This is a genomic window from Brevundimonas sp. (genome assembly GCF_044336875.1).
Lineage (GTDB): Bacteria > Pseudomonadota > Alphaproteobacteria > Caulobacterales > Caulobacteraceae > Brevundimonas.
Genome location: NZ_JBIIOP010000015.1, coordinates 68,597 through 80,771, shown reverse-complemented (window position 1 = coordinate 80,771; position 12,175 = coordinate 68,597). Strand labels below are relative to the sequence as shown.

The following is a 12,175-nucleotide window of genomic DNA, read 5'->3' as shown; positions in this document are numbered from 1 at the left end:
AGGTCCTATCTGGGAGCCTGGCATGTCTAAGTTTATGGGTTTTTCGGGCGCGACCCTCGGCGCCGCTGCGTTTGGCGCTGTCGTGGGCGCCGTCGCCTTGACCGCCGCCGCTCAAACCGCAGCGCCTCCGGCCTCAGGCGGCTGGCTGGTCGACGCCGCTCGAAACAGAGAAACCGAGGCGGCGCGCGAATTCATCGCCCATGGCGCGGATGTCGATCACGCCCGCTCCGGCGACGGAACGCCGCTGATCGTCGCCGCCGCGCAGGGGGACATGGCCATGGTCCGTCTGTTGATGGAGCAGGACGCCAGCGTCGACAAACCGGCCCGAGGGGACGGCAATCCCCTTATCGCCGCTGCGGCTCATGGTCGGACGGAGGTGGCTGATTATCTGATCGCGCACGGGGCGGACGTGAACGCCGTCGTCGTCGACGACGAGACGCCGCTGATCAACGCGGCGCGGGAAGGTCACATGGAAACGGTCAGGCTTCTGGTCGCCCGGGGCGCCGACGTCAATCTGGCGGTCCGCGTCAACCTTGTGCGGGGGCGTACCGAGTTGCGCTCTCCGTTGAACCAGGCGCGCCGGAACCGTCACAGCGACGTGGCGGCCTTCCTGGTCGAGCAGGGCGCGCGGAGTTAAGTTCGCCGCATTTGGGGCTTTTCCTTCTCCCCTTGCGGGAGAAGGTGGCCCGAAGGGCCGGATGAGGGGGCCGGCGGTGGGCCAATTCGCACCACCTGCCCCTCACCCTTTCGCACAAGGACGACGGCTTCGCCGCCGTGTGCTCAAGCCCTCTCCCGGCGGGAGAGGGTGAAAAAGATCAGGTCGCCGGTCTGGCCGCCGCCAAGGCCGCCTTCTGGCGGGTGATTTCGGCGGCGCGGGCGCGGTCCTGGGCGGCGAGTTGGTCTTCGATGCGGATCAGTTCGCGGTTCTTTTCGTCCGAGGCCTGGGCGCGGGAGACGCCGTTGGGGCGGCCGGTGATCTCGGCGATGGAGATGGGCTGGGCGCAGATGCGGTTGTCCATGTCGTACCATTTGCCCGCCGCCTCGCAGCGTTCGCCCGGCGCGACCCAATAGTTCTGCAGGGCGAAAATCCCCACGATGGCGACGCCGAACAGGCCGAAGAAGATCATCGCCAGGCGGGGAAAGGTCAGGAAACGCTTCATCTTGTGGTCCGTTGGGTGGGGATGGTCGCCATAGCTTGACCCCGCGTTACGTTGACAGGCCTTCGCGACCGCTCCATGTCCTGCCCCTACATTCAGGCGATTTCACGGATAGACCCATGAAGGTTCTCGTCCCCGTCAAACGGGTGATCGACTCTAACGTCAAGGCCCGCGTCAAGGCCGACCAGTCCGGCGTGGATCTGGCCAACGTCAAGATGAGCATGAACCCCTTCGACGAGATCGCCGTCGAAGAGGCCGTTCGTCTGAAGGAAGGCAAGGAACACCACGCCGCCGGCACGGCCGACGAGATCGTGGTCGTCTCCATCGGCGTGACCCAGGCCCAGGAGACCATCCGCACCGCCCTGGCCATGGGCGCCGACCGCGGCGTGCTGGTCCAGTCGGACACGGACCTGGAGCCGCTGGCCATCGCCAAGCTGCTGAAGGCGGTGATCGACGAGGAGAAGCCGGACCTGGTCCTGATGGGCAAACAGTCCATCGACGGCGACAACAATGCGGTGGGCCAGATGCTGGCCGCCCTGCTGGACTGGCCCCAGGCCACCTTCGCCGGCAAGCTGGTGATCGAAGGCGGCAAGGCCACCGTGACCCGCGAGGTCGACGGCGGTCTGCAGACCGTGGCGGCGAGCCTGCCCGCCGTGGTGACGGTGGACCTGCGCCTGAACACGCCGCGCTACGCCTCCCTGCCCAACATCATGAAGGCCAAGAAGAAGGAGATCGCCGTCAAGGCGGTCGCCGACTACGGCGTCGACACGGCCGACCGGCTGAAGGTGCTGAAGGTCTCGGAGCCGCCGAAGCGTTCGGCCGGGGTCAAGGTGGCCGACGCCGCCGAACTGGTGTCCAAGCTCAAGTCCGTGGGAGCTCTGTAAATGGCTGTTCTCGTCATCGCCGATCACGACGGTTCGACCGTTCGCGACACCACCCACAAGACCGTGACCGCCGCCCTGGCCCTGTCGTCCGATGTGGATCTTCTGGTTCTGGGCAAGGACGCCAAGAGCGTCGCGGACGCGGCCGCCAAGATCAGCGGCGTCCGCAAGGTGCTGCTGGCTGAGGGCGACGCCGTGGCCCACGGTCTGGCCGAGGCGGTGGAAGCCACCGTCCTGCCGCTGGCTGCGAACTACGACGCCATCCTGACCCCGGCCAACACCGACGGCAAGAATTTCGCTCCGCGCATCGCCGCCAAGCTGGACGTCGCCCCGATCTCGGACATCGTTGAGGTCGTCTCGGCCGATACTTTCGTGCGCCCGATCTACGCCGGCAACGCCCTGGAGACGATTCAGTCGGCCGACGCCAAAAAGGTGATCACCGTCCGCCCGACGGCCTTCGCCGCCGCGGCCGAGGGCGGTTCGGCCCCGGTCGAGAGCGTCGCCGCCGGCGAAGCGCCCAAGACCGCCTTCGTCTCGGAAGAAATGGTCAAGTCGGACCGCCCGGAGCTGGGCGCCGCCAAGATCATCGTCTCGGGCGGTCGCGCCCTGGGTTCGGCGGAAGAGTTCCACGCCGTGATGGAGCCCCTGGCCGACAAGCTGGGCGCCGCCATCGGCGCCTCGCGCGCGGCGGTCGACGCCGGCTATGCGCCGAACGACTATCAGGTCGGCCAGACCGGCAAGGTGGTCGCGCCCCAGCTCTATGTCGCCATCGGCATCTCGGGCGCCATCCAGCACCTGGCCGGGATGAAGGACTCCAAGACCATCGTCGCCATCAACAAGGACCCGGACGCCCCGATCTTCCAGGTGGCGGACTACGGCCTGGTCGCCGACTACAAGACCGCCGTGCCGGAGCTGATGGCCGCTCTGGGTTAAGGCGTCTTGGGCTAGAGCCCACGACAAGCCGACAAGGGAAGGGCGCGACGCCGGACGTCGCGCCCTTCTTCGTCTAGGGAGGCCGGATGGCCCAATTGCCGATCAAGCTGGCGCCCGGCGCTTCCGTTGACCGGATCGATGGCTGGGACGTGGATCCCGAGGGACGGCCCGTGCTGAAGGTGCGGGTGCGCGCCCGGCCGGTGGACGGCGAGGCCAACGCCGCCCTGGTGAAATTCCTGGCCAAGGCCCTGGGGGTGTCGAAATCCTCGGTCGATCTGGCGCGGGGCGGCCAGTCGCGGCTGAAGATGATCGTGGTCGAGGGGGTGGAGCCGGCGGAGCTGAAGTCGCGATTGGACGGGATCATAGCCGCCGGTTGAGCGTTCAGCGAGCGGACATAATCCGCGAGGACTGATCGATGACCGACGCCCGCATTCTCCACGCCCGCAGCGGCGCCCTGCTGGAACAGATGTCCGGCATAGAGGGCGAGGCCTATGAGGTCTCCAGCCTGCGCCTGACCGAACCCCGCACCTTCGAGGATCTGGACGCTGCGGAACGCGCCTTCGAGGCCGAGGTCAAGGCGTCCGAGGACGACCCGGCCCTGATGGCGATGCTGGGGGGCGCGTGATCATGTTTCACACCCGATCCGCAATTCGTCATCGACATCCGGGCACGCGTCGGGCGGCGGTGGCCTTCCCTGTGATCCTGGGCCTGTCCGTCATGATCTGGCTGGGCCTGGCCGTCATCCTGGGCTGACAAGCCCGCCGGGGATGAGAGAGAAATGGCGCACCCGAGAGGATTCGAACCTCTGACCCCTGCCTTCGGAGGGCAGTACTCTATCCAGCTGAGCTACGGGTGCACTTGCGGCTTGACGCCGGGAAGACGCCGCTTACAGCAAGGCGCGGGCGGCCTCAATCCCGAATAGGCCGAAAGAGGGCGATCAGATGCGTGGATGGCGGATTGCGGGCCTGGCGGCGGCGGTTCTGGCCCTGGCGGGATGCGCCACCACGGCGACAACGCCGCACGACAGTCTGGACGCCGTGGCTAGGGACTATGTGGCCCTGACGCTGGAGATCGGCGAGCGCGAGCCGGGCTATGTCGACGCCTATTATGGACCGGCGGAATGGCAGGCGGCGGCCAAGGCCCATCCGCGCAGCGTGCCGGAGCTGGCAGCCGGGGCCGAGGCCCTGACGGCGCGGCTGCAGGCCCTGCCGGCGACGGACGCCGATCCGATGGTGGTGCAGCGACGCAAATATCTGCTGGCCCATGTGGCGGCGGCCGATGCGCGGCTGCGGATGCTGGCCGGCGAAAAGATGAGCTTCGCCGACGAGGCCGAGGCCCTGTTCGGCGTCCGGCCCGAGCTTAAGCCCCTGTCGGCCTATGACCCCGTGCTGGCGCGGATCGACGCCCTGGTCCCCGGCGAGGGCGCGCTGACCGACCGGGTGACGGCCTTCAAATCCCACTATGTCATTCCGAAGGACCGGCTGCAGGGGGTGATGGACGCCGCCATCGCCGAGTGCCGCAAACGGACCCTGGCCCATATCGCCCTGCCGGCGAACGAGAGCTTCACCCTGGCCTTCGTCGGGGACAAGCCCTGGTCCGGCTACAACTATTATCAAGGCGGCGCGGCCTCGAAGATCGAGATCAACGCCGACTTCCCCATCTACACCGAGCGGGCGATCGACCTGGGCTGCCACGAGGGCTACCCCGGCCATCACGTCTATAACGCCCTGCTGGAACAGACCTTCGTGCGCGACCGGGGTTGGGTCGAGATGAGCGTCTATCCGCTGTTCAGCCCCATGTCCTTCGTCGCCGAGGGCAGCGCCAACTACGGCATCGACCTGGCCTTTCCGGGCGACGAGGCGGTGAACTTCGAGAAGACGGTGCTGTATCCGCTGGCGGGCCTGGATCCGGAGACGGCGGAGAAGAAGGCCGAGCTGATGGCCCTGACCCGGGAACTGGCGCGGGCCGAATACACGATCGCCGACGACTATCTGTCGGGCCGGGTGGGGCGCGAGGAGAGTATCGCCCGGCTGGCCAAATACACCCTGACCGAACCGGCCAAGGCGGCGCAGCGGCTGAGGTTCATCGACACCTATCGCAGCTACATCATCAACTATGGACTCGGACGGGATACGGTCCAGGCCTGGGTCGAGCGTCAGGGGCCGGACCACTGGCGCGGGATGCAGACCTTGCTGTCCAGCCAGATCCTGCCGGTGGATCTGGATTGACAATCCGGCCTTCGCGAGGCCGCCGGCTTCAGTATTAGGGATTGTGACTATACCCTAGCTCATTACAATCTTGCGTCCAGGCCGTGTAGTAGTATGGCGTCTTTACACCAAAACCATGTTCAGTCGCGTGGCAAGTGAACTCATACTCGCCAGAAACCTGAGTTTTCGCGGCATCGTAGTAGTAAATTCTGTGCCAAGTGTATCGAGGGATAGCGAACGCTGGGCCTGCAGATGCGACCGCCATCAAGGTAATCAGAGCCACCCCGGCGAGTTGAGCGAGCTTCCGCATATCTAATCTCCTGATGATCACGATCAGCTTTACAAGACGACTAGCGTGACGCAGGGCCAAATGCAACCCAAATGATTTAATTATAAATATTACAAGTTGTAGATATAAAGCCACTGTGGACGCCGCGCGTGGGAGCACCGCCCAGGACGGCAAATCACTGCGCGGTCATGCCGCCGTCGATCTTGAACTCGGACCCGGTGACGAACTTGGATTCGTCCGAGGCCAGGTAGAGGACGCACCAGGCCACGTCGTCCGGTTCGCCGATCCGTTTCAGCGGGATGCCGCGCGACAGGCGTTCGTGGGCCTTGGCCTCGTCGCCGCCGGCCATGGCGACGAAGGGGTCCAGGATCGGGGTCTTGATGAAGACCGGATGGACCGAGTTGCAGCGGACGTTCCAGTCGGCCTTGGCGGCCTCCAGGGCGATGGTCTTGGAATACATCCAGACGGCGGCCTTGGTGGCGTTATAGGCGCCCATGCCGGGGGCTGCGGCGAGACCGGCGATCGAGGAGATGTTGATGATCGAGGCCGGGGCGGCGGCGCGCAGGTGCGGCATGGCGTGTTTGCAGCCCAGCATGATCGAGCGGAGATTGATCTCGTACTGACGCTGCCAGTTCTCGATCGTGTCCTGTTCGACGAAGGCGAGGGGGCCGCCGACGCCGGCGTTGTTGATCAGGACCGACAGGCCGCCCAGGTCGGCGACGGCGGCGGCGATGACCCGTTCCCAGTCGGATTCGCCGGCCACGTCATGCGAATAGGCGAAGGCGGCGCCGGGCAGTTCATCATTGATTCGGGCGGCCAGAGCAGCGGCGCGGTCGCCGTCGATGTCGGTGACGGCGACACGGGCGCCCTCGCGGGTCAGCATGAAGGCCATGGCCTCGCCCAGGCCGCCGGCGGCGCCGGTGATCAGGACGGTCTTGCCGGCGACGCGGCCGGGACGAGGGGCGGCGTGGGGGGCTGGGGCGGCCATCAGTCGCGGCCGTCGTGCGGCGTCAGGTCATTGGTGATCGAGTCGATGAACTGGGCCATCTGCACGTCCAGATCGGAGACCCCGTCCGTGTCGTGGGTGGTCAGCAGGATTTCGACCCGATTGTAGACGTTGAACCATTCGGGATGGTGGTTCATGGCCTCGGCCTGGATCGCCACCCGGGTCATGAAGCCGAAGGCGGCGTTGAAGTCAGGAAACAGGATGGCGCGGACGATGGCGTCGCGCCCGTCCTCGCCAGGGCTCCAGCCGTCCAGCATGGCGCAGGCCGCGCGCGCCCCGATATTGTCCGCCATCGTCATCTCCCAGCACGATCTCTTGTCGCTCCTCTCTGGCGTAAGGCGTTCGGCGGGTCGCGGCAAGCACCGCTGAAACCGCCCGGAAGGGGGCGCGGAACATCCGCCGAAGCTTCGGCGTTAAGGGGCGTCGAAGAAGCGTCGCTGTTGCCGTGCTGGAGGATAGAGGATGTTGGACAATCTCTGGATCGCCGCCCTCGACGCGGCCGACCGCAAGCGGATCGAGCCCCACCTGACCCGGCGCGAGGTGACGCGCGGCCAGATGCTGTACGACGCCGGCGAGGCGGTCGACCAGGTCTGGTTCCCGATCAAGGGGGTGGTGTCGCTGATGACCATCCTGCCCGACGACAAGATGGTCGAGACCGCCGCCATCGGCCGCGAAGGACTGATCGGCGTGACCTGCGGCCCATTCAACGCCCGCGCCGCCAGCCGCGCCATCTCCCAGCGCGACGGCGTCGCCGCCTGCTGTCCGGCCGACGTGTTCGGCGAGGCCCTGGACGGCAGCGAAAGCCTGCGCCTGGCCCTGTCGCGCTTCACCGAGGGACTGATGGCCCAGGTGCAGCAGGCCGCCGCCTGCAACGCCCAGCACCGGCTGGACGAGCGGCTGGCGCGCTGGTTGCTGACCCTGCACGACCGGGCCGAGGACGACCGGTTCGATCTGACCCAGGCCGACATCGCCGGCATGCTGGGGGTCCGCCGCGCCACCGTGTCCGAGGTCGGGACGGTGTTGGAAGGCAAGAAGCTGATCGAGCGCGGCCGGGGCTGGGTGCGGGTGCTGAACCGCGAGGGACTGGAGAAGGCCTCGTGCGGTTGCTACGGCCTGATGCGCGAAGTGATGAAAGACCTGAAATTGCCGCGCCCGGAAGCCGCCTGACTGGATGACGGCGGCGCATCGACGCGCTAGACCGTCCGCCATGACCGACGCCTCCTCCCACGGCCCGCATTCGCAGGGTGATCGTTCCTCCTTCGGCTTTCGCGACGTCGATGCGCGCGAAAAGGTGAAGATGGTGCGCGGGGTCTTCGACTCCGTCGCCTCCAGCTACGACGTGATGAACGACCTGATGAGCGTCGGCGTCCACCGCATCTGGAAGGACATGGCCGCCGCCAAGCTGAACCCGCGTCCGGGCGAGACTATTCTGGACGTGGCCGGCGGCACCGGCGACATGGCCCGGCGCTATTCGAAGATGGCGCGCGCGGCCCAGGAACGGCGTGGCGGCGAGGACGCCCGCGTGATCGTTCTGGACTACAATGCCGAGATGATCCTGGCGGGCGTGCACAAGGGCGGCGAGCCCGAGATGCAGTGGAGCGTCGGCGACGCGATGAACCTGCCCCTGCCGGACGCCTCGGTCGACGCCTATTCGATCAGTTTCGGCATCCGCAACGTGGCCCATATCGACAAGGCCCTGTCGGAGGCGCGTCGCGTGCTGAAGCCGGGCGGCCGTTTCCTGTGCCTGGAGTTCTCGCGCCCGACCACGGGTCCGGTGCGCAAGGTCTATGACGCCTGGTCCTTCCACGCCATTCCGCGCATCGGCGGCTGGGTCGCCAAGGACCGCGACAGCTATCAGTATCTGGTCGAGAGCATCCGTCGCTTCCCTGACCAGACCACTTTCAAAGGCATGATCGAGACCGCCGGCTTCAGCCGCGTGTCCGTGACCAATCTGTCGGGCGGGATCGCCGCCATCCACCACGGGTGGGCGATCTGACCAGCCGGATCTATCGCACGGCCCCGCCGCCGCCGAAGACCGTGGCGGTGCAGAATCCCGTGGGCGCCTTCCTGCGCCTGATGGGCTGGCTGTGGGTGTTGGCGCGCCATGACGCCCTGATCCCGCGCGAGGTCACACCCCTGCTGCCGCGCTGGACCCGGCCCTTCGCCCGGTTCGTGCAACTGCTTTCCGGTAGAGCCGGTCGCCAGGGTCGGCCGGGCCAGCGACTGGGCAAGGCCTTCGAACACCTGGGGCCGGTGGCCATCAAACTGGGCCAGGTCCTGGCCACCCGCGCCGACATCTTCGGCCTGGAGTTCGCCCGCGACCTGGGCCGGCTGAAGGACGCCCTGCCGCCCTTCCCGCTGGACGAGGCGCGGCGCGAGATCGAGAAGTCGCTGGGCCGTCCGGTCGAGAGTCTGTTCACCGACCTGGGACCGGCGGTCGCCGCCGCTTCGCTTGCCCAGGCGCACCGGGCGACCCTGGCCGACGGCCGCGCCGTGGCGGTCAAGGTGCTGCGGCCGGGGGTCGAGCGCCGGGTCTACAACGGTCTGGATTCGATGCGGCTGGGCGCGGCCCTGGTCTGGAGACTGGTTCCCCTGTCGCGGCGTCTGGAGCCCCAGGCCTTCGTCGAGACCATCGCCAATTCGCTCGATCTGGAGCTGGACATGCGGCTGGAGGCCGCCGCCGCCAGCGAGATGGCCGAGGTCATGGCCAAGGACGGCTATATGTCCGCCCCCGCCGTGATCTGGGACGGGGTGGGCAAGCGGGTCCTGACCCTGGAATGGGCGCAAGGCGTGCCCATGACCGATCCGGCCCTGACGGACCTGCCGGGGCTGGACGTGAACCTGCTGGCCGACAATGTGGTGCGCGCCTTCCTGGTTCAGGCCCTGGATCACGGCGCCTTCCACGCCGACCTGCACGAGGGCAATCTGTTCGCCAGCGCCCCGGCCCATCTGACCGCCATCGACTTCGGCATCGTCGGGCGGTTGGGTCCGGCCGAGCGGCGCTATCTGGCCGAGATCCTGTGGGGCTTCATCAGCCGCGACTACGACCGGATCGCCCGCGTCCATTTCGAGGCCGGCTACGTCCCCGCCCATCATTCGGTCGAGACCTTCGCCCAGGCCCTGCGCGCGGTGGGGGAGCCGGTGATCGGCCGGGCCGCCAGCCAGGTGTCTATGGGCCGTTTGCTGGGCCAGTTGTTCGAGATCACCGCCCTGTTCGACATGAGCCTGAGGCCCGAACTGATCCTGCTGCAGAAGACCATGGTCTCGGTCGAGGGGGTGGCGCGCCGTCTCCAGCCCGACCACGATCTGTGGAAGGCGGCCCAGCCGGTGGTTGAACGCTGGATCAGGCGCGAACTGGGGCCGCAGGCCCAGGCCCGCGACGCCCTGAACGAGATGATCGCAGCCGCCCGGGCCATCTCGCGCCTGGTGCAGGAACCTCCTCGCCCGACGACGGTGGTCATGGAAAAGTCGGGAACTCCGGCTTGGCTCGCGGCTTCCGTCACGGTCGCGGTGATCGCGGCCCTGACGGCGCTGGGCCTTTCGGTCTGGATGCTAGTGACCTGACCGGAGCCTTCCGCATGAAGACCACCCTTATCAAGACGATCCTGGGCGCCGCCCTGTTGCTGGCCCCTGCGCCCGCCTTGGCGCAGGCCGCAGCAGGTTCGGTGCCCAACGCCTTTGATCGTCCGGCTCAGGCCCAAGGCCAGGGGCAGGCCCAGCCCACCCCCGCACGCCCTGCGTCCCCGGCCGCCGCCGCCGCCGCGCCTGACATCGCCCGCGCCGAGGAAGCCTTGCGGGGCGTCATCGCCGATGTTCAGGGAACCGGCTTCGACTATGCCGACTTCACGCCCAATCTGGCGACCCAGATCCGCCAACAGGCCGCCCAGGTCGTGCCGCTGATCAAGGGCTTCGGCGCCGTGAAGACCGTCGAATACGAACGTCAGGAGGGCGAGGCCCAGATGTTCAAGGTCACCTTCGACAATCAGGTCACCGAGTGGCTGATCGGCTTCGACGCCGAGGACAAGATCGCCGCCCTGCTGTTCCGCCCCGCCGAGAGCTGACCTTCGTCAGGCCGATTTGTCAGGCCGCCTGGGGCGGCGGACCGTCCTCGTCGTCCTCGGGGATCGGTCCGGTCTGGTGATACAGGCGGGCGGCGGCGAAACAGGGGGCGATGGTGCAGGTCTTCATTACCAGCCGCGCCGTATAGACCCCGTCCGCCGCCGGTTCGATGTTCAGCACCGGATAGGAGTCGGGCAAGGTGTCGCGCTCGATGATCTTGCCGGACCCGTCCATCAGTTCCAGATCCAGGTCGGTGCATTCGGCGTCGCACTCGGCCAGGATACGGTAGGCCTGACCGCGCCGCAGATTGATCCGCCAGGCGTGAACTTCTGTCGGCTGCATGGCCACGATCTGGTCCTCCTGCCCGGCGACGGCGGAGAAACCCTTGGCCAACTGTTTGGCCGCATCGTCCAGATTGCCGCGCGCCAGTTCGCGGAACTCCTCGCGCTCGCGACTGGACAACGACACCTGAGGCGTGGCGGCGATCACGGCCTTGTCCTGTTCCGACTGGGTCGGCGCGGGGGTGGGGCCGGGGTCGGGACGGTCGTCGTTGGCCTGGGCCTGCGCCCCGTTCTGCGGGGAACAGGCCGAGAGGCCGCCCGCCGCCAGCGCGAGCCCCAAAGTCGCCGCCTGAAGTCGCCGCATCCTCGTCTCCATCAACCGTCACTGGAAGACGGACAACGACGATGCGCGCGAGGCGTTCCCCGAATTCAATCCTGGGCGGTCAATCGTCGTGGGCCGGCCGGCCGCGACCGGACTTGATGGTCGAGCGGGTTGTCTTGGCCTTCAGCCGGCGTTCCTTCGACGCCCGGGTTGGGCGGGTCGGGACGCGGAAGACCGGCTTGATCGAGGCCTCGTCCACCATGGCCTGCAGCCGCTCCATGGCGTCGGCGCGGTTCCGCTCCTGGGTGCGATGACGCACGGCGGTGATCAGGATCACCCCTTCCAGCGTCAGCCGACTGCCGGCCAGCTTCATCAGCCTGTCCTTGACCGGATCGGTCAGCGACGGGGAGTTCTTCACGTCGAACCGCATCTGCACGGCGGTCGAGACCTTGTTGACGTTCTGGCCGCCCGGTCCGCCGGCGCGGTAGAAGTGGAACTCCAGCTCGTCCTCGGGGATGGTCGTCATGACACGCTCGGGGGCGCGGCCCTGCGCGCCTTGACCACGGCCTGGTCCAGCGCCTGGAGGAAGCGCGAACGGTCGGCGGCCGAGAAGGGCGGCGGGCCCGAGGTGGCCACGCCCATCGACCGCAGATGCTCGCCCACCATCCGCCCGGCCAGGGCCGAGCCGATCGAGTCCGGGGTGAAGGCCTGGCCGTTGGACTTCAGCGCCTGGGCGCCCGACTTCAGGCAGCGGTCGGCCAGGGGAATGTCGGCGGTGATGACCACGTCGCCGACCGTGGCGCGCTCGGCGATCCAGTCGTCGGCGATGTCGGGCCCGGCGTCGACCACCACCTGTTCGACCAGGGGCTCGCGCGGGACCTGCATCCAGGTGTTGGAGACCACATAGGTCTTCAGCCCGTAGCGGCGGGCCACGCGATAGACCTCTTCCTTCACGGGACAGGCGTCGGCGTCGATGTAGAGAACCGTGGGCATGGGGCGTGACCTAGCGCGCCCAGCGCCAATGAAAAAGGGCGGGACCG

At 67.5% G+C, this 12,175-nt stretch carries 17 protein-coding genes and 1 tRNA gene; 11 read left to right on the top strand and 7 right to left on the bottom strand.

Annotated features, from left to right (window positions below):
- Positions 1 to 22 precede the first annotated feature (22 nt).
- Positions 23 to 637 carry an ankyrin repeat domain-containing protein gene (locus tag ACIQ1T_RS15190; protein ID WP_395945384.1) on the top strand — a complete coding sequence of 205 codons (615 nt, stop codon included), beginning with the start codon at positions 23 to 25 and terminating at the stop codon, positions 635 to 637.
- Between the two features lie 178 nt (positions 638 to 815).
- On the opposite strand, the gene ACIQ1T_RS15185 is transcribed toward ACIQ1T_RS15190, so the two are convergent.
- Positions 816 to 1,160, bottom strand: a complete 345-nt coding sequence (locus ACIQ1T_RS15185) for a hypothetical protein (RefSeq protein WP_395945383.1) — start codon at positions 1,158 to 1,160, stop codon at positions 816 to 818.
- A 116-nt stretch (positions 1,161 to 1,276) separates the two neighbouring features.
- On the opposite strand from ACIQ1T_RS15185, the gene ACIQ1T_RS15180 reads away from it, so the two are divergent.
- From ACIQ1T_RS15180 to ACIQ1T_RS15160, 5 genes are all read left to right on the top strand, one after another.
- The gene (locus tag ACIQ1T_RS15180) at positions 1,277 to 2,041 is read left to right on the top strand and encodes an electron transfer flavoprotein subunit beta/FixA family protein (protein WP_395945382.1); all 765 of its coding nucleotides are present in this window, start codon (positions 1,277 to 1,279) and stop codon (positions 2,039 to 2,041) included.
- A complete protein-coding gene (locus ACIQ1T_RS15175) occupies positions 2,042 to 2,971 on the top strand; it encodes an electron transfer flavoprotein subunit alpha/FixB family protein (RefSeq protein WP_395945381.1) in 930 nt (309 codons plus the stop codon).
- An 86-nt stretch (positions 2,972 to 3,057) separates the two neighbouring features.
- Complete coding sequence (locus ACIQ1T_RS15170) at positions 3,058 to 3,348, top strand: DUF167 domain-containing protein (protein ID WP_395945380.1); 291 nt, start codon at positions 3,058 to 3,060, stop codon at positions 3,346 to 3,348.
- A gap of 38 nt (positions 3,349 to 3,386) precedes the next feature.
- Positions 3,387 to 3,596 carry a hypothetical protein gene (locus ACIQ1T_RS15165; protein WP_395945379.1) on the top strand — a complete coding sequence of 70 codons (210 nt, stop codon included), beginning with the start codon at positions 3,387 to 3,389 and terminating at the stop codon, positions 3,594 to 3,596.
- Positions 3,597 to 3,598: 2 nt separating this feature from the next.
- The gene (locus tag ACIQ1T_RS15160) at positions 3,599 to 3,724 is read left to right on the top strand and encodes a hypothetical protein (protein ID WP_395945378.1); all 126 of its coding nucleotides are present in this window, start codon (positions 3,599 to 3,601) and stop codon (positions 3,722 to 3,724) included.
- Between the two features lie 26 nt (positions 3,725 to 3,750).
- On the opposite strand, the gene ACIQ1T_RS15155 is transcribed toward ACIQ1T_RS15160, so the two are convergent.
- Positions 3,751 to 3,827 (bottom strand) — tRNA-Arg (locus ACIQ1T_RS15155).
- A gap of 85 nt (positions 3,828 to 3,912) precedes the next feature.
- Here ACIQ1T_RS15155 and ACIQ1T_RS15150 point away from each other — a divergent pair.
- Positions 3,913 to 5,199, top strand: a complete 1,287-nt coding sequence (locus ACIQ1T_RS15150; protein WP_395945377.1) for a hypothetical protein — start codon at positions 3,913 to 3,915, stop codon at positions 5,197 to 5,199.
- Between the two features lie 443 nt (positions 5,200 to 5,642).
- Here the strand turns inward: ACIQ1T_RS15150 and ACIQ1T_RS15145 are convergent, their stop codons facing one another.
- Positions 5,643 to 6,455: an SDR family oxidoreductase gene (locus tag ACIQ1T_RS15145; protein WP_395945376.1), complete on the bottom strand. Its 813-nt coding sequence runs from the start codon at positions 6,453 to 6,455 to the stop codon at positions 5,643 to 5,645.
- The gene (locus tag ACIQ1T_RS15140) at positions 6,455 to 6,772 is read right to left on the bottom strand and encodes a 4a-hydroxytetrahydrobiopterin dehydratase (RefSeq protein ID WP_395945375.1); all 318 of its coding nucleotides are present in this window, start codon (positions 6,770 to 6,772) and stop codon (positions 6,455 to 6,457) included. The genes ACIQ1T_RS15145 and ACIQ1T_RS15140 overlap by 1 nt, the downstream gene beginning before the upstream one ends.
- A gap of 163 nt (positions 6,773 to 6,935) precedes the next feature.
- Here ACIQ1T_RS15140 and ACIQ1T_RS15135 point away from each other — a divergent pair, with 163 nt between their 5' ends.
- The 4 genes from ACIQ1T_RS15135 (at position 6,936) to ACIQ1T_RS15120 (ending at position 10,534) form a co-directional block, all read left to right on the top strand.
- Positions 6,936 to 7,640: a Crp/Fnr family transcriptional regulator gene (locus ACIQ1T_RS15135; RefSeq protein ID WP_395945374.1), complete on the top strand. Its 705-nt coding sequence runs from the start codon at positions 6,936 to 6,938 to the stop codon at positions 7,638 to 7,640.
- A 40-nt stretch (positions 7,641 to 7,680) separates the two neighbouring features.
- Positions 7,681 to 8,469, top strand: a complete 789-nt coding sequence (gene ubiE / locus ACIQ1T_RS15130; RefSeq protein ID WP_395945373.1) for a bifunctional demethylmenaquinone methyltransferase/2-methoxy-6-polyprenyl-1,4-benzoquinol methylase UbiE — start codon at positions 7,681 to 7,683, stop codon at positions 8,467 to 8,469.
- Positions 8,470 to 8,549: 80 nt separating this feature from the next.
- On the top strand, positions 8,550 to 10,037 hold the full coding sequence (ubiB, locus tag ACIQ1T_RS15125) for a 2-polyprenylphenol 6-hydroxylase (RefSeq protein WP_395945389.1): 1,488 nt from the start codon (positions 8,550 to 8,552) through the stop codon (positions 10,035 to 10,037).
- A 14-nt stretch (positions 10,038 to 10,051) separates the two neighbouring features.
- Complete coding sequence (locus tag ACIQ1T_RS15120; RefSeq protein WP_395945372.1) at positions 10,052 to 10,534, top strand: hypothetical protein; 483 nt, start codon at positions 10,052 to 10,054, stop codon at positions 10,532 to 10,534.
- Between the two features lie 19 nt (positions 10,535 to 10,553).
- Here ACIQ1T_RS15120 and ACIQ1T_RS15115 read toward each other — a convergent pair whose 3' ends face one another.
- The 3 genes from ACIQ1T_RS15115 to ACIQ1T_RS15105 form a co-directional block, all read right to left on the bottom strand.
- Positions 10,554 to 11,177 (bottom strand): hypothetical protein, encoded by a 624-nt coding sequence (locus tag ACIQ1T_RS15115; protein ID WP_395945371.1) that lies wholly within the window; start codon positions 11,175 to 11,177, stop codon positions 10,554 to 10,556.
- Between the two features lie 79 nt (positions 11,178 to 11,256).
- The gene (arfB, locus tag ACIQ1T_RS15110) at positions 11,257 to 11,661 is read right to left on the bottom strand and encodes an alternative ribosome rescue aminoacyl-tRNA hydrolase ArfB (RefSeq protein ID WP_395945370.1); all 405 of its coding nucleotides are present in this window, start codon (positions 11,659 to 11,661) and stop codon (positions 11,257 to 11,259) included.
- Positions 11,658 to 12,128 (bottom strand): YaiI/YqxD family protein, encoded by a 471-nt coding sequence (locus tag ACIQ1T_RS15105; protein ID WP_395945369.1) that lies wholly within the window; start codon positions 12,126 to 12,128, stop codon positions 11,658 to 11,660. Before ACIQ1T_RS15105 ends, arfB begins: the two co-directional genes overlap by 4 nt.
- Positions 12,129 to 12,175 lie beyond the last annotated feature (47 nt).